Below are 15,209 nucleotides of genomic sequence, written 5' to 3'. Positions count from 1 at the left end.
ATCGAACTGTCCAGATTGAGCTGAATATATGAGGTGGAAAGCAAAATTTACGCCTTTGGGGTGTGTACTCCGCGCTGAACATTCTTTAGTGTAAACGTATACACAAGCTGTTTTTATCTGCGGAGGAAGTATGGTTTACCAGGCAAATGCGACGCGATATCAGACCATGGAGTACCGCCGATGCGGTCAGAGCGGACTAAAGCTGCCGGCAGTCTCTCTCGGCCTTTGGCATAACTTTGGCGACGAAACGCGGGTAGAAACCAGCCGCCAGCTGCTGCGTCACGCCTTCGACCTCGGCATTACGCACTTCGATCTGGCCAACAACTACGGGCCGCCGCCGGGTTCTGCCGAGAGCAATTTCGGCCGCATCCTGCGGGAGGATTTTTTACCTTATCGCGATGAGCTGATTATCTCCAGCAAGGCCGGCTACACCATGTGGGAGGGGCCTTACGGCGACTGGGGGTCACGCAAATATCTGATTGCCAGCCTCGATCAGAGCCTGAAACGGATGGGGCTGGAATACGTCGATATCTTCTATCATCACCGCCCCGATCCCGAGACTCCGCTGCTGGAAACTATGCGCACGCTGGACCATATCGTGCGTCAGGGTAAAGCGCTTTACGTCGGGCTCTCCAACTACCCTCTCGCCCAGGCGAGGGAGGCGGTGAACATCCTCAACGACCTCGGCACGCCGTGCATTATCCATCAGCCAAAATACTCCATGTTCGAACGCTGGGTTGAAGATGGGCTGCTGGATTTCCTGCAGACGCAGGGGGTCGGAAGCATTGCGTTTTCACCGCTGGCCGGCGGCCAGCTGACCGACCGCTATTTACACGGCATCCCGGCTGATTCCCGGGTAGCCAGCGGCAGCCGCTTCCTGCAGGCGGATCAGCTGACGGCGGAAAAGCTGGAGAAAGTCCGCCAGCTGGACGCCCTGGCGCAGACTCGCGGACAGAAGCTATCGCAGATGGCGCTGGCCTGGGTGCTGCGCGGAGAAAAAGTGACTTCAGTGCTGATCGGCGCCAGCAAAACGACCCAGCTTGATGATGCCGTCGGGATGCTCGCCAACCGTCACTTCAGCCCGGAAGAGTGCGCGAAAATTGACGCGATTTTGGCGGCGTAAACAAAAAGTTACTTTAGCAAAAAAGTCACTTTAGCAAAAAGTGCTCTTATCCACGATTTAGGAGTTCCTCCGATGCTGCGGGGCTTAACGGCCCCGTAATATCGCGTTAACAAGCCGCAAGGCTCGATCGTGAAGGAGAAAGAGTATGTTCAGGTCACTGATACTGGCCGCAGTGCTATTGGCCTCGGCGCCGTTAGTTGCTACCGCCGGTGAAATCACCCTGCTGCCATCGGTAAAATTACAAATAGGCGATCGCGACAATTACGGTAATTACTGGGACGGTGGCGGCTGGCGCGACCGTGATTACTGGCGTCGTAACTACGAATGGCGTAATAACCGCTGGTGGCGTCATAACCACGGCTATGACCGCGGCTGGGATAAGCGCAGGGCTTATGAGCGCGGCTACCGTGAGGGCTGGCACGATCGCAACGACCGTCGCGGCGGCTGGGGCCGCGGACCGGGAGGTCACGGACACGGCCATCACTAGATACGTTTTAACCAAATCGGGGAGCCGCAGGGCTCACCGATTTATTATCAGCTTATAATCCGAACACCGTTCCCACCAGCAGCCAGCCGTTCAGCAAAACCACAATCGCCACGATGACCCAGCCGATTCGCTTAATCCATACGGTATTCACCAGATCGCCCATCAGCTGTGGGTTACTGGTAAAAATCAGCAGCGGCACCAGCGCCAGTGCGATACCAAAGCTCAGCAGAACCTGACTCATCACCAGGATACGGGTAGGATCGAGCCCTATCATGATGACGATGAACGACGGCAGCATGGTAATCGTCCGGCGAAACCACAGCGGGATATGGAAGCGAATAAACCCCTGCATCACCACCTGGCCCGCCAGCGTACCGACAACCGTCGACGACAGCCCGGCGGCCACCAGGCTGAGGCCGAATATGGTTGCCGCGGCGTGGCTCAGCAGCGGTTCCAGCGTCAGGTAGGCGGCATCAAGATCGGCGACGCCGGTATGTCCGTTAAAGTGAAACGCGGCGGCGGCGGTAGCCATCATCGCCAGGTTGACAAAGCCGGCTATCGTCATGGCAATCGCCACGTCCCAGCGGGTTGCGTTATAGCGCTCTTTGCGCGAACCGTCATGCAGGTTCTGGGTCAGCGACGAGTGCAGATAGATGACGTGAGGCATAATGGTCGCCCCCAGCACCCCGGCGGCCAGGAACACCGCCTCTACGTTAGGCAGGCTCGGGATAATCATCCCTTTCGCCAGCGGCGCCAGCGCCGGTTGGGAGAAAATCAGCTCCGCGATATAGGCGCCGGCAACAAACAGCAGCAGCCCGCCAATCACTTTTTCCAGCGGCTTCTGCCCGCGACGCTGAAGCATCAAAATCAGAAACGTGGCGATCCCGGTCAGCACGGCGCCCTGCAGTAACGAGACGCCAAGCAGCAGCTTAAAGCCGATCGCCGCGCCGATAAACTCGGCCAGATCCGTTGCCATGGCGATAATTTCCGCCTGCACCCAATAGAACCACACTAGCGGGCGCGGATAGTGGTCGCGAATCTGCTCCGCGAGATTTTTCCCCGTGGCAATTCCCAGTTTGGCCGACAGGACCTGAATCAGCATCGCCATCAGGTTAGCCCACACCACCACCCACAGCAGCTGGTAGCCAAAGCTGGCGCCCGCCTGGATATTGGTCGCAAAGTTACCGGGATCGATATACCCGATGGCAGCAATAAAGGCAGGCCCCATCAATGCGAGCTTCATCTTGCGCGCTGCGCGACCGCTGCTATTCTCAACGCGACTGCTTGTCATTTTCTGCCTCAGAAATATAGCCTTTGCTATGTTTCATGCTACCAAAACGCGAATGATTATCAAGTTCATTTATAACGGCGATAATTATTGCTTTGATAGGGGGGAACGATAGCGGCTAACAATGAAAAGGTGGCAGTGATGGAGCCCATCCCGCCTGGTCATCAGATTAGTACAACTAAGCAACTTTTAAAACCTTTACGCAACATAACAAAAATGTATGTTTGATCACTATTTTGGTGATTAGTCACAGTTCCTTGCAATAGTGTGTGTTTGATCTCGTTTTCTTTGGGCTTGTTACATAGAATGTGCACAGAAATTTAACCTGCCTCATATTTGGAGCAAATATGGACCGCGTCCTGCACTTTATTCTCGCGATCGTCGTGGTGGCTATTTTGGCCCTTTTGGTCAGCCACAACCGTAAGCAGATTCGTATTCGTTATGTTATTCAATTGCTTGTCATTGAAGTCCTGCTGGCATGGTTCTTCCTGAACTCTGATATCGGTCTGGGTTTCGTGAAAGGATTCTCCGAGATGTTCGAAAAACTTCTCGGCTTTGCTAACGAAGGGACCAACTTCGTCTTCGGCAATATGAACGATAAAGGCCTCGCCTTCTTCTTCCTTAAGGTTTTGTGCCCAATCGTCTTTATTTCCGCGCTGATCGGTATTTTGCAGCATATCCGCATTCTGCCGATCGTGATTCGCGCGATCGGTACCGTGCTCTCTAAAGTTAACGGCATGGGTAAACTGGAATCATTCAACGCCGTCAGCTCTCTGATTCTGGGCCAGTCGGAAAACTTTATCGCCTATAAAGATATCCTCGGCAAAATGTCGCGTAACCGCATGTACACCATGGCGGCTACCGCGATGTCTACCGTTTCCATGTCTATCGTCGGCGCGTACATGACCATGCTGCAGCCGAAATACGTCGTTGCGGCGCTGGTTCTGAACATGTTCAGCACCTTTATCGTGCTGTCGCTGATTAACCCGTACCGCGTTGATGAAAACGAAGAAAACCTTCAGATGTCGAATCTGCATGAAGGTCAGAGCTTCTTTGAAATGCTGGGCGAGTACATCCTGGCAGGCTTTAAGGTCGCGATTATCGTTGCGGCGATGCTGATCGGCTTCATCGCGCTGATCTCTGCGCTGAACGCCCTGTTCGCGACCGTTACCGGCTGGTTCGGTTACAGCATCTCCTTCCAGGGCATCCTCGGCTACATCTTCTACCCGATTGCATGGGTGATGGGCGTGCCGGCTGGTGAAGCGCTGCAGGTCGGCAGTATTATGGCCACCAAGCTGGTTTCAAACGAATTCGTCGCGATGATGGATCTGCAGAAAATTGCCAGCACGCTCTCTCCGCGCGCGGAAGGCATTATCTCCATCTTCCTGGTCTCCTTCGCCAACTTCTCCTCAATCGGGATTATTGCCGGGGCGATTAAAGGCCTCAACGAAGAACAGGGTAACGTCGTTTCCCGCTTTGGCCTGAAGCTGGTTTACGGCTCGACCCTGGTGAGCGTGCTCTCCGCGTCTATCGCCGCGCTGGTGCTGTAATTTCTTAAGGTTGTGCAAAAGCCGGGCTGGTCCCGGCTTTTTTACGCCTGTAATTCCTGAAGCGGCCGGGGCTTGCCGATCAGGTAGCCCTGCAAATAGTCGACGCCGAGCGTCAGCAGCCGCGCCCTCTGCTCTTCCGTTTCCACATACTCCGCCACAACCGTCAGCTTTTTCACCCTCGCCATCTCGATAATGGATTTAATAATGATCGCATCCAGAGGGTCGGTCTCCACGTCGCGCACGAAGCAGCCGTCAATCTTCACGATATCCGCCTGGAGCCTTTTCAGGCGCTCATAGTTCGCATAGCCGGTACCGAAGTCATCGATAGCAATGGCGCAGCCAAAATCCCGCAGTCTGCTGGATGTTGCGCAGACTGATTTGCTCATCGCAGAAGGCCTGCTCTTCGGTAATTTCGATGGTGATCGCTTCGGCCCGGAGGTGGTAGCGTCTGAATAGAGCAATAATCTGCGCCGCGCTGTCGCGCTGCATCAGGGTGTAAGGCAGCAGATTAACGGAGAAGTGCTGGCCCGGATGTCGGTGTAGCGCGCTGAACAACGTTTCCAGTACCAGCATGTCGAAACGCTGGCTCAGGTTGAACTGTACGATGAGCGGAATAAACCGCTCCGGCGTAATGACGGTGTCGCCGCACCGCATCCGCGTAAGCACTTCATAATAGCCCTCCCCCGCCGCGTTCCGGATCGGCTGGGCATACAGCAGCAGATCGCGTTTATTGAGCGCCTGCTTGATCCGGGTCAGCATCCGCACCTGCTCGCTGGTTTGATCGGAAACCTGCTCCTGCGCCGCATTCAGCGCCAGCACCTGCTGCGTGGCGCCGGCCTGCTCCGAAAGCCAGGTCAGCTGGCCCAGCATCGGATGAAGCTCGGCCTCGACGCCGTGATGCCTGCCCCACGATGCGCCAAACTCCAGATCCAGCGCCTGGTTATTCCAGCTAAATTTCTTGTGGTTAAGTATCGCCACGATGTGGCCCAGCCGCGCCTCGGGCTTCGGCCCGCATAGAATCAGCAGGAGCTCGCAGCCGGGCAGGCTGGAATATTTTATCGCCAGGCCCCAGCAGCGGCTGCACTTTAGCGGCAATGTGCCGCTTGCAGTCCACGCGCATCATCATACCGTAATGGCGGCTGAGGAAATCGAGGTTATCAATGCGCAGGCTGCTGATGGCGACCTCGGGATTGCGGCGCAAATGGCACTCCAGGGCGCGAAGGTTCGGCAGTCCGGTCAGCGGATCCTCCTGCGCCTGATCCCGCCACCTGAGCTTGATTCGCTCGTTCTGAGCGTAAATATCCAGCATATAAAACAGGCAGATGGTGAATGAGATAAGAACCGAGAGCACGAACGATAGCGCGTATTCGGTCTTTACGCCCTGGAGGAAATTTTGATTATACGCGACCAGCAAAAATGCTGAAACGGACCATGAAATACGAATCAGCGCATGGCCCAGGCGGCTAATACCAATAAAATAAAGGATGAAAATAAGCGGGACTAAATAACCGGCGATAAAAACAGAATCATAAGGCGCGCAAAGCACCACTAATATTACCGCGAGCGCGATGAACCAGTACAGCGTAAATACCCGACGTTTGCGCGTAAGCCACGGCTGACAGTGGCGAAGCCAAAACGTGCGGGCAAAGCGCGGATTGATAATCATCCGCAAAGGATAATAAAAGAAGGTAGTAAATATTAACGCCGCGCAAATCAAACTCTGAATATCGATAATAGTATAAATTGCTGGCATATCTTTGAAATAGCTCGATATAAGCAACGGGAAAGAAAAAAATACCCCCGCCAGATACATGGTACCTTTCATGAGCACGGGAGCAAAAAATCCGCCCCAAAAGATTCTGATGCCCATCCGCTTTGTCGTTAGACCGCTGCGCCACGTTTTACCGAGCAGCATGCGGACAACGGCGCATGACGCCAGCACCGAGAATAGCTGACAGAATAATAAGATTGCCGACTGCGCTGCCGTCAAAGGGATTATCCAGGCATTAGTTATAGCAAAGGCGATAATCAGCGGAGCGACCGCATAGCGGCCAAAAATAAAGATGACCGCGTACATCATACTTAGCGGTAGCCAGGCGAGAAAAATTTGGTTACCGTCGATCGTAGCCTGAGGTGAAATAAACCTGACTAATGGAATCGCAATTAAACAAACGGTCAGCGCGAGTAAAGTTCTTCTGATATTAATGTTAAATTTGCCAGTCATTATTGTTAATTAAAGCTCTCGCGCAGGAATTATATTTAATATCCAAATACTATGTTGGTTAATTATGGCAGGCAAGGTAATAAGCCGAGGAAAAATCTTAAATTACGTTTCATTCTACTAAGCAGAGATTTGCTGACCTAAGCACAAAGTGCTTTACGCTGGCGGAGAAGATAAAACAAAAAAACCCCGCCGTAGCGAGGGTTTCGAATTTGGTGGAGCTAAGCGGGATCGAACCGCTGACCTCTTGCATGCCATGCAAGCGCTCTCCCAGCTGAGCTATAGCCCCAACAGAACGTTTTACAACCAAACCTGATGGGAACAGGATTTGGTGGAGCTAAGCGGGATCGAACCGCTGACCTCTTGCATGCCATGCAAGCGCTCTCCCAGCTGAGCTATAGCCCCGTAACGTAAAACGCGTCGTGTTGACGGGCGGCATAATATGAATTCCTTCGTCAGGTGTCAACGGCAAAATCACCCCTCTGAATTTGATCGCTGAAAAAGCAGGCAAATCGCTGACATTGCGAAGCTTATCGCATGGAGAAGCTAAACATGTCACTCTTTCATCTAAAAGGATGCTATAACATGAACAACTAATTCCCACATTTTTACTCAGGAAATAGTATGCTCAAGGAACGAATGACACCTGAAGAAATCGCCCATCTCACCGGCTTCAGCCGGCAGACGATCAATAAATGGGTTCGCAAAGAAGGATGGCAAACATCCCCCCGCCCCGGCGTGCAGGGAGGCAAAGCCCGACTCGTGCACGTCAACGAGCAGGTGCGAGATTTTATTCGCAGCGCGCAGCGCGTGGCGGAAACGCCCCCCTCCTACACCACCGTTGAAAACGACCTTGAACCGCTGCTGCTTACGCTGAGCAAAGAGATGACTCCCGGCGAACAGAAAAAGCTGATGTCGCTTCTGCTACGCGAAGGCATCACCGGTTTACTTCAGCGCCTGGATATTCGCGACCAGTAATATGATGATGAAATTAAAAGATAAGATGACCCCGGCAGAACTTGCGGAATGTCTTGGTCTTGCCAGACAAACGATTAACCGCTGGGTCAGAGAACAAAAATGGCGTACGGAGGCCATTCCCGGCGTCAAAGGCGGACGCGCCCGTCTCATCGTTATCGACAGGCCGGTTCTCGATTTTCTGGCAAACATTCCCGCGCTGCGGCACCTGATTGCCGATTATCAGCTGGCAGAACCGCCTATTAATGATGCCGGGGCTATCTGGCGACAAATTGCCGAGACGCTTCATCTTATGACGCCGGAAGAACAGCAGCATTTGCGGGACTTTCTTGCAAGGGAGGGGATCAGCGGATTTTTATCGCGTCTGGGGATTAACGCCGAGCGCTCGAAAGAGTAAAAAAACGGCAGGAATACCTGCCGTTATGCGTAGCTTATAATGCTCAGGACTGCTGGCTTTCGCGTTCAGCGATAAACGCCAGCGCTTTGTTGATGCGTTCCACGCTGCGGGATTTACCAATCGCATGAACGGTTACGTCGAGGGCTGGAGATTGTCCGGCGCCGGTAACCGCAACGCGCAGCGGCATCCCAACCTTGCCCATTCCGACCTCCAGCTCATCCGCCGTCGCCTGAATAGCGTGGTGAACGTTCTCTGCCGTCCAGTCGGTCACCGCCGCCAGCTTATCGCGTACGACTTCCAGCGGCTGACGCGCAACCGGGCGCAGATGTTTTTTCGCCGCGTCGGCGTCAAACTCATCGAACTCTTCATAGAAGTAACGGCAGCTCGCCGCCATCTCCTTCAGCGTTTTGCAACGCTCGCCGAGCAGCTTCACCAGCTCAGCCAGGCTGCGGGCCGTTGCGGGTATCGATATTTTCCTGCTCGATATGCCACTGCAGATGCGTTGCCACGTACTCCGGCGCCAGAGAGTTAATGTAGTGATGGTTCAGCCACTGCAGTTTCTCGGTGTTAAACGCGCTGGCGGATTTGCTGACCGCGCCGAGGGAGAAGAGCTTAATCATCTCTTCACGGGTGAAAATTTCCTGATCGCCGCTGGACCAGCCCAGGCGTACCAGATAGTTCAGCAGCGCCTCGGGCAGGTAGCCATCGTCACGGTACTGCATCACGCTCACCGCACCGTGGCGCTTGGAGAGCTTTTTACCGTCATCGCCGTTAATCATTGAAACGTGCGCATATACCGGCACCGGCGCGTTCAGTGCTTTAAGGATGTTGATCTGGCGCGGGGTGTTGTTGATATGATCTTCACCGCGGATCACGTGGGTGATCGCCATATCCCAGTCATCTACGACGACGCAAAAGTTATAGGTCGGGGAACCGTCGGTACGACGAATGATCAGATCGTCCAGCTCCTGGTTACTGAATTCGATCGGTCCGCGGATCTGATCGTCAAAAATAACGGAACCGTCCTGCGGGTTGGCAAAACGCACCACGCACGGTTCGTGGTCCGCATGATGCTCGTGGCCGTGGCGACAGCGCCCGTCATAGCGAGGTTTTTCGCCGTTGGCCATCTGCTCTTCGCGCAGCGCGTCGAGGCGCTCTTTGGAGCAGTAGCATTTATAGGCCGTGCCGGCTTCCAGCATGTCATCAATTACGGCGTTGTAGCGGTCAAAACGTTTAGTCTGGAAATACGGGCCTTCGTCCCATTCCAGATTCAGCCAGTTCATCCCATCCATAATGGCTTCAATTGCTTCCGGCGTGGAACGCTCGAGATCGGTGTCCTCAATACGCAGTACAAACTCACCGTTGTGGTTGCGGGCAAAAAGCCAGGAGTAGAGAGCAGTACGCGCGCCGCCAACGTGCAGATAGCCTGTCGGGCTGGGCGCGAAGCGAGTTTTGATTTTCATGAAATGGCCTTACGTTTAATAAAGATGCCGACAACCGGCAGAGTCCGTTGGTATTTATGGGGGAATATTCTAACACCGTAGGCTGATTCCTCAATGGAGTTCCCGTCGGAACGTCATGCTTTGCCATTTTTGTTTATAAATCATGCTCCGCGGATGCTTTCGCGATCGTTTTGTCTAATTTTACGACGAACGAACAAATTATTTAGAAAAGGCGTTGACTCATTTTCAACTCTCCCTATAATGCGACTCCACACAGCGGGGGTGATTAGCTCAGCTGGGAGAGCACCTCCCTTACAAGGAGGGGGTCGGCGGTTCGATCCCGTCATCACCCACCAACTACTTTATGTAGTCTCCGCCGTGTAGCAAGAAATTGAGAAGTGGGTGATTAGCTCAGCTGGGAGAGCACCTCCCTTACAAGGAGGGGGTCGGCGGTTCGATCCCGTCATCACCCACCAATTTCTCGCCAGCTGGATTTCTTGCAATAAAATGAAGTACCGAAGTGGGTGATTAGCTCAGCCTGGGAGAGCACCTCCCTTACAAGGAGGGGGTCGGCGGTTCGATCCCGTCATCACCCACCACTTCGGGTCGTTAGCTCAGTTGGTAGAGCAGTTGACTTTTAATCAATTGGTCGCAGGTTCGAATCCTGCACGACCCACCATATTCAGAAAAAAGCGCCTTTAGGCGCTTTTTTCGTTTCTGAGCACCATGCCCAACCGTGCAGGATGAGAACCTGCCGCAGGTTCGACAAAATCGTCGGGAACGATTTTGCATCGCCGCTCGCGGCGACCCGCAGGGCGAGTCTCATGATGAGACGAGTGATATCCTGCACGACCCACCATATTCAGAAAAAAGTGCCTTTGGGCGCTTTTTTCGTTTCTGAGCACCATGCTCAACCGTGCAGGATGAGAACCTGCCGCAGGTTCGACAAAATCGTCGGGAACTATTTTGCATCGCCGCCTACGGCGACCCGCAGGGCGAGTCTCAGGATGAGACGAGTGATATCCTGCACGACCCACCATGTGCCTTTGGGCGCTTTTTTCGTTTCTGAGCACCATGCCCAACTGTGCAGGATGAGAACCTGCCGCAGGTTCGACAAAATCGTCGGTAACGATTTTGCATCGCCGCTCGCGGCGACCCGTAGGGCAAGTCTCAGGATGAGACGAGTGATATCCTGCACGACCCACCAAATTAAGAAAAAAGCGCCTTTAGGCGCTTTTTTCGTTTCTGAGCACCATGCCCAACCGTGCAGGATGAGAACCTGCCGCAGGTTCGACAAAATCGTCGGGAACGATTTTGCATCGCCGCTCGCGGCGACCCGCAGGGCGAGCCTCAGGATGAGGCAAGTAGTATCCTGCACGACCTGGCAGCTCTATCCCTCACTTTTCTGTTATTTTTTAGCACCACGCCGACCTCACCGCTGATACAGCGGATCGTCAGTTCTGCCTGCGGTCAGCGCGCTTCCCTCTTCACGCACCACCTCCCACAGCGCCTGGGCGGCGGTTGACAGCGAGCGCTTCTTACGCTGTGCCAGCATCAGCTGCCGCTCAACAACCGGCGTTAGCCGCCTGACCCGCAAATGGCTGCCCTGCGGTAGAGGCAGCGCCAGCGCCGGCAAAACGCTAATCCCAATCCCTGATTCCACCATCGGAAACAACGTAGCCGGATGTCCTATCTCCTGCACAATATTGGCGTCAATGCCAAAGCGCGCCAGCGCGGCGTCAATCAGCGGCCGACTGCCGGAGGCGTAATCCTGCAATACCAGCCGCTGGTGGTGAAGATCCTGCCAGCTCACCGATGTCCTTTCGGCAAAAGGATGATCCTCCCGGCATAAAAGCAAAAACGGTTCCGACAGGACCGTTTCACACTGTAAATCCGCTGCCGCGCCCGGATCGATAACAATGCCAAAATCCACCTCGCCCTGGCGAATGCTCTCCAGAACCCACTGCTGAGGGCGATCGTGGAGCACAAAATCAATCTCCGGGTAGCGCTGATTGCTGTGCGCAATACACTGAGGGATCAGATGGGCGGAAATAGTCTGACTGGCAGCGACCCGCACGGTTCCCGTCAGCTGCTGACCCACGCGCCCGGCGTCACGCAGCGTGCTGTTCAGCTCGTCCAGCAGCCGCTCAAGCCGCCCCGCCAGCTGATTCCCCGCTTCGGTCAGCACCACCTCCCGGGTGGTTCTGTCCAGCAGCCGCACGCCGGTCTGATGCTCCAGCTCCTTGACGCTGTGGCTCACCGCTGACTGGCTGAGCCCAATCATCTCCCCTGCCCGGCTGAAGCTTCTCGCCCTGGCGACGGTGACAAATACCTTTAACTGACGCAGCGAATAATTCATCTTTTTTATTCATGAATAGATGCAATAAATCAATTTTATTTCTCAAACTAAAAAAAGCACAATAGCGAAATCGATTTTCAGGAGCGTTTATGAAATTTTTCCGCATTCTTGATCCCTTTACCCTTACCCTGGTGACCGTTGTTCTGCTGGCCTCTTTTTTCCCGGCGCGCGGCGGATTTGTCCCCTTCTTTGAGAATTTAACCACCGCGGCCATTGCCCTGCTGTTCTTTATGCACGGCGCAAAGCTCTCCCGCGAGGCGATTATTTCCGGCGGCGGCCACTGGCGTTTGCATCTGTGGGTGATGTGCAGCACCTTTATCGTCTTCCCCGTTTTGGGGGTGCTGTTTGCGTGGTGGGCGCCGATAAACGTCGATCCTGCGCTCTATACCGGCTTTATTTATCTCTGCATTCTGCCCGCTACCGTGCAGTCAGCGATCGCCTTCACGTCGCTGGCTGGCGGAAACGTGGCGGCAGCCGTATGTTCAGCCTCGGCATCGAGTCTGCTGGGGATTTTCATTTCTCCGCTTCTGGTCGGGCTATTGATGAATCTGCACGGCGCCGGCGGCAGCCTGGAGCAGGTCGGCAAGATTATGCTGCAGCTTCTGCTGCCGTTCGTTCTCGGTCATCTCTCCCGCCCGTGGATTGGCGCGTGGGTGGCGCGGCATAAAAAATGGATTTCAAAAACCGATCAGACCTCTATCCTGCTGGTCGTCTACTCGGCGTTTAGCGAAGCGGTGGTGAATGGCATCTGGCATAAGGTTGGCCCAGGCTCGCTGCTGTTCATCGTCGTCGTCAGCATGGTGCTGCTGGCCATCGTCATCGCCATCAATACCCTGGTGGCGCGTAAATGCGGCTTTAATAAAGCGGATGAAATTACCATCGTCTTTTGCGGATCGAAAAAGAGCCTGGCAAACGGGATCCCGATGGCCAACATTCTCTTTCCAACGTCGATTCTGGGGATCATGGTGCTGCCGCTGATGATTTTCCACCAGATCCAGCTGATGGTATGCGCCGTGCTGGCGCGACGCTACAAACGCCAGGCGGAAGAGCGGCTGGCGCGTGAGAACGCCAGCGCGCCCGAGGCTTAACGCGGCCGCCTGAGGGGCTGAACCAGCTGGGTCAGCCCTTCGGTTTTAATTAATAAGGTTAACGCCATCAGATCGCCAAGATGGCCGGCGGGAAACTGCTCCTTACGAGCAAACCACAGCAAATACTCTTCAGGCACATCAATCAAACGACGGCCTTTATATTTGCCAAACGGCATTTCCGTATTGGCAATCTCAATAAGCTGTTCTTTATCCAAGTTAATCCCCCAACAGCCGCAGCATTTCGGCTTCATCGATCACCGCAATCCCCAGCTCCTGCGCTTTAGCCAGCTTCGACCCCGCCGCTTCCCCGGCAATCACCAGATCGGTTTTCTTTGACACGCTGCCCGCCACTTTCGCCCCCAGCGCCACCAGCCGCGCTTTGGCGTCATCACGAGAGAGCAGGCTCAGACTGCCGGTCAGGACCACGGTTTTACCGGCAAACGGGCTATCGATCTCTTCGGCATTGACCACCACCGGCGCGGGCCAGCGGATGCCCTCCGCAAGCAGCTGGGCGATAACTTCGCGGTTGCTCTCCTCAGCAAAGAAATTGCGCACGTGGGTCGCCACCACAATGCCGACATCAGGCACCTTCTGCAGATCGTCAATGGAAGCCTGCTCGAGGGCCTCAATCGTCGCAAAATGCGCCGCCAGCCCTGCGGCCGTTGCTTCGCCGACCTCACGAATGCCAAGCGCGTACAGGAAGCGGGCAAAGGTCGTCTCTTTCGATTTTTCCAACGAATTGACTACGTTCTGCGCCGACTTTGGCCCCATGCGTTCAAGGCCGGTGAGCTTGCCCGGGCTTAAGCGGAACAGGTCGGCAGGCGTGTGCACGTACTCTTTCTCAACCAGCTGGTCGATGATCTTCTCGCCCATGCCCTCAACGTCTAACGCGCGACGGGAAACGAAATGCTTTAAGGCCTCTTTACGCTGCGCGCCGCAAATTAATCCGCCGGTACAGCGCGTCACCACTTCGCCTTCCACGCGCTCAACGTCCGAATGGCACACCGGGCAATGGGTCGGGAAGAGAATTTCCCGCGTATCCTCAGGGCGTTCGGAGAGCACCACGTTAACCACCTGAGGAATAACGTCTCCGGCGCGGCGAATCACCACCTTATCGCCAATTCGCAGACCCAGGCGTTCAATTTCATCGGCGTTGTGCAACGTGGAGTTACTCACCAGCACGCCGGCCACATGGACCGGCTCGAGGCGCGCCACCGGCGTGATGGCGCCGGTACGGCCAACCTGGAACTCGACGTCGCGTACGAAGGTCATCTGCTCCTGAGCGGGGAACTTAAAGGCGACGGCCCAGCGCGGAGCGCGGGCGACAAAGCCGAGCTGCTCCTGAAGCGCCAGGGAGTCCACCTTGATCACCACGCCGTCGATATCGAAACCTAGCTTCGGGCGGTCCTCTTCGACCTTACGATAGTAAGTAAGCACTTCCTCTGGAGTGCGGCAGAGCTTTACGCGATCGCTGACCGGCAATCCCCAGTCCTTAAACTGCTGCAGACGCCCGGAATGACTCGCCGGCAGCTCGCCGCCTTCCAGCGTACCCACGCCGTAGCAGAAGAAAGTAAGCGGTCGCTTCGCCGTAATCCGCGGATCGAGCTGGCGCAAGGAGCCGGCGGCCGCATTGCGCGGGTTAGCGAAGACCTTCCCGCCGCTGCGGCGCGCCTCATCGTTAATTTTTTCGAACCCGGCCTGCGGCAGGAACACCTCGCCGCGGACTTCCAGCCGCGCAGGGATATTGTCACCGCGCAGCTTCAGCGGGATCGCGCGAATCGTCCGCACGTTGGAGGTAATATCCTCCCCGGTGGTGCCGTCGCCGCGCGTTGCCGCCTGCACCAGCACGCCGTTTTCGTACAGAATACTCACGGCCAACCCGTCCAGCTTCAGCTCACAGCAGTAAACCAGATCGTCGCTGCTTTTCAGCCGGTCCTGGACGCGCTTGTTAAACGCAAGGAAGCTCTCTTCGTCAAAGACGTTATCCAGCGAGAGCATCGGAACTTCATGACGAATCTGGCTAAAGGAGGCCAGCGGAGCCGCCCCCACGCGCTGGGTCGGCGAGTCGGAGACGATGAGCTCGGGATGCAGGGCTTCCAGCTCGCGCAGTTCGCGCATCAGCCGGTCATATTCCGCATCGGGCACTTCAGGGGTATCCATAACGTGGTACAGATATTCATGATGGCGAAGCGTGGTTCGCAGTTCAGTCAGTTTTTGTTCGATCGGTTCCATATCGCACCATCAATGATAAAAAACCCCCGACGGGCGGGGGTTCAGGA

10 protein-coding genes, 6 tRNA genes, 4 other RNA genes and 2 pseudogenes are annotated in these 15,209 nt (G+C 55.2%); 14 read left to right on the top strand and 8 right to left on the bottom strand.

Annotated elements, in window-relative coordinates:
• Positions 1–130 precede the first annotated feature (130 nt).
• Positions 131–1,123 (top strand): L-glyceraldehyde 3-phosphate reductase, encoded by a 993-nt coding sequence (mgrA, locus tag ABOC21_RS01730; RefSeq protein WP_426811893.1) that lies wholly within the window; start codon positions 131–133, stop codon positions 1,121–1,123.
• A 145-nt stretch (positions 1,124–1,268) separates the two neighbouring features.
• Positions 1,269–1,610: a DUF2502 domain-containing protein gene (locus tag ABOC21_RS01725; RefSeq protein WP_426811892.1), complete on the top strand. Its 342-nt coding sequence runs from the start codon at positions 1,269–1,271 to the stop codon at positions 1,608–1,610.
• 52 nt (positions 1,611–1,662) lie between these two features.
• Here ABOC21_RS01725 and ABOC21_RS01720 read toward each other — a convergent pair whose 3' ends face one another.
• Positions 1,663–2,901 (bottom strand): Nramp family divalent metal transporter, encoded by a 1,239-nt coding sequence (locus ABOC21_RS01720; protein ID WP_426811891.1) that lies wholly within the window; start codon positions 2,899–2,901, stop codon positions 1,663–1,665.
• Between the two features lie 344 nt (positions 2,902–3,245).
• Here ABOC21_RS01720 and nupC point away from each other — a divergent pair, with 344 nt between their 5' ends.
• On the top strand, positions 3,246–4,448 hold the full coding sequence (gene nupC, locus ABOC21_RS01715; protein ID WP_426811890.1) for a nucleoside permease NupC: 1,203 nt from the start codon (positions 3,246–3,248) through the stop codon (positions 4,446–4,448).
• Positions 4,449–4,489: 41 nt separating this feature from the next.
• Here the strand turns inward: nupC and ABOC21_RS01710 are convergent.
• From ABOC21_RS01710 to ABOC21_RS01700, 3 genes and pseudogenes are all read right to left on the bottom strand, one after another.
• Positions 4,490–6,672, bottom strand: a pseudogene (locus ABOC21_RS01710) (EAL domain-containing protein).
• Between the two features lie 210 nt (positions 6,673–6,882).
• Positions 6,883–6,958 (bottom strand) — tRNA-Ala (locus tag ABOC21_RS01705).
• A gap of 40 nt (positions 6,959–6,998) precedes the next feature.
• Positions 6,999–7,074, bottom strand: a tRNA-Ala gene (locus ABOC21_RS01700).
• 219 nt (positions 7,075–7,293) lie between these two features.
• On the opposite strand from ABOC21_RS01700, the gene ABOC21_RS01695 reads away from it, so the two are divergent.
• Positions 7,294–7,647 carry a YfeC-like transcriptional regulator gene (locus tag ABOC21_RS01695; RefSeq protein ID WP_426811889.1) on the top strand — a complete coding sequence of 118 codons (354 nt, stop codon included), beginning with the start codon at positions 7,294–7,296 and terminating at the stop codon, positions 7,645–7,647.
• A 4-nt stretch (positions 7,648–7,651) separates the two neighbouring features.
• Positions 7,652–8,041: a YfeC-like transcriptional regulator gene (locus ABOC21_RS01690; protein ID WP_426812015.1), complete on the top strand. Its 390-nt coding sequence runs from the start codon at positions 7,652–7,654 to the stop codon at positions 8,039–8,041.
• A 43-nt stretch (positions 8,042–8,084) separates the two neighbouring features.
• Here the strand turns inward: ABOC21_RS01690 and gltX are convergent.
• Positions 8,085–9,504, bottom strand: a pseudogene (gltX, locus tag ABOC21_RS01685) (glutamate--tRNA ligase).
• A 259-nt stretch (positions 9,505–9,763) separates the two neighbouring features.
• Here gltX and ABOC21_RS01680 point away from each other — a divergent pair.
• The 8 genes from ABOC21_RS01680 (at position 9,764) to ABOC21_RS01645 (ending at position 10,870) form a co-directional block, all read left to right on the top strand.
• Positions 9,764–9,839 (top strand) — tRNA-Val (locus tag ABOC21_RS01680).
• 44 nt (positions 9,840–9,883) lie between these two features.
• Positions 9,884–9,959, top strand: a tRNA-Val gene (locus ABOC21_RS01675).
• A gap of 46 nt (positions 9,960–10,005) precedes the next feature.
• Positions 10,006–10,082 (top strand) — tRNA-Val (locus ABOC21_RS01670).
• 4 nt (positions 10,083–10,086) lie between these two features.
• Positions 10,087–10,162, top strand: a tRNA-Lys gene (locus ABOC21_RS01665).
• A gap of 43 nt (positions 10,163–10,205) precedes the next feature.
• Positions 10,206–10,342: non-coding RNA, RtT sRNA (locus ABOC21_RS01660), on the top strand.
• A 43-nt stretch (positions 10,343–10,385) separates the two neighbouring features.
• A non-coding RNA gene (locus ABOC21_RS01655) (RtT sRNA) lies at positions 10,386–10,522 on the top strand.
• Positions 10,523–10,553: 31 nt separating this feature from the next.
• A non-coding RNA gene (locus ABOC21_RS01650) (RtT sRNA) lies at positions 10,554–10,690 on the top strand.
• A 43-nt stretch (positions 10,691–10,733) separates the two neighbouring features.
• A non-coding RNA gene (locus ABOC21_RS01645) (RtT sRNA) lies at positions 10,734–10,870 on the top strand.
• Positions 10,871–10,915: 45 nt separating this feature from the next.
• Here the strand turns inward: ABOC21_RS01645 and ABOC21_RS01640 are convergent.
• Positions 10,916–11,842, bottom strand: a complete 927-nt coding sequence (locus ABOC21_RS01640) for a LysR substrate-binding domain-containing protein (protein WP_426811888.1) — start codon at positions 11,840–11,842, stop codon at positions 10,916–10,918.
• Positions 11,843–11,931: 89 nt separating this feature from the next.
• Between ABOC21_RS01640 and ABOC21_RS01635 the strand changes: the two genes are divergently transcribed.
• The gene (locus ABOC21_RS01635) at positions 11,932–12,930 is read left to right on the top strand and encodes a bile acid:sodium symporter family protein (protein ID WP_426811887.1); all 999 of its coding nucleotides are present in this window, start codon (positions 11,932–11,934) and stop codon (positions 12,928–12,930) included.
• Here ABOC21_RS01635 and ABOC21_RS01630 read toward each other — a convergent pair.
• Positions 12,927–13,145 (bottom strand): DUF3820 family protein, encoded by a 219-nt coding sequence (locus ABOC21_RS01630; protein ID WP_426811886.1) that lies wholly within the window; start codon positions 13,143–13,145, stop codon positions 12,927–12,929. The two genes, ABOC21_RS01635 and ABOC21_RS01630, sit on opposite strands and share 4 nt — an antisense overlap.
• Position 13,146: 1 nt before the next feature.
• Entirely contained in the window at positions 13,147–15,162 is a 2,016-nt protein-coding gene (ligA, locus tag ABOC21_RS01625) for an NAD-dependent DNA ligase LigA (protein ID WP_426811885.1), read from the bottom strand.
• Positions 15,163–15,209: the final 47 nt, after the last annotated feature.

Source organism: Klebsiella sp. WOUb02 (assembly GCF_050058015.1).
Classification (GTDB): domain Bacteria; phylum Pseudomonadota; class Gammaproteobacteria; order Enterobacterales; family Enterobacteriaceae; genus Klebsiella.
Note: the sequence above shows the minus strand (reverse complement) of the source record. Positions and strands in the feature narration are given on the sequence as shown.

Excerpts from the sequence above, each read along its gene's own strand:
- ABOC21_RS01725 (WP_426811892.1), top strand. The coding sequence starts at position 1,269 with ATGTTCAGGTCACTGATACTGGCCGCAGTGCTATTGGCCTCGGCGCCG.
- ABOC21_RS01695 (WP_426811889.1), top strand. The coding sequence starts at position 7,294 with ATGCTCAAGGAACGAATGACACCTGAAGAAATCGCCCATCTCACCGGC.
- ABOC21_RS01720 (WP_426811891.1), bottom strand. The coding sequence starts at position 2,901 with ATGACAAGCAGTCGCGTTGAGAATAGCAGCGGTCGCGCAGCGCGCAAG.
- ligA (WP_426811885.1), bottom strand. The coding sequence starts at position 15,162 with ATGGAACCGATCGAACAAAAACTGACTGAACTGCGAACCACGCTTCGC.
- ABOC21_RS01690 (WP_426812015.1), top strand. The coding sequence starts at position 7,652 with ATGATGAAATTAAAAGATAAGATGACCCCGGCAGAACTTGCGGAATGT.
- ABOC21_RS01635 (WP_426811887.1), top strand. The coding sequence starts at position 11,932 with ATGAAATTTTTCCGCATTCTTGATCCCTTTACCCTTACCCTGGTGACC.
- nupC (WP_426811890.1), top strand. The coding sequence starts at position 3,246 with ATGGACCGCGTCCTGCACTTTATTCTCGCGATCGTCGTGGTGGCTATT.
- mgrA (WP_426811893.1), top strand. The coding sequence starts at position 131 with ATGGTTTACCAGGCAAATGCGACGCGATATCAGACCATGGAGTACCGC.
- ABOC21_RS01640 (WP_426811888.1), bottom strand. The coding sequence starts at position 11,842 with ATGAATTATTCGCTGCGTCAGTTAAAGGTATTTGTCACCGTCGCCAGG.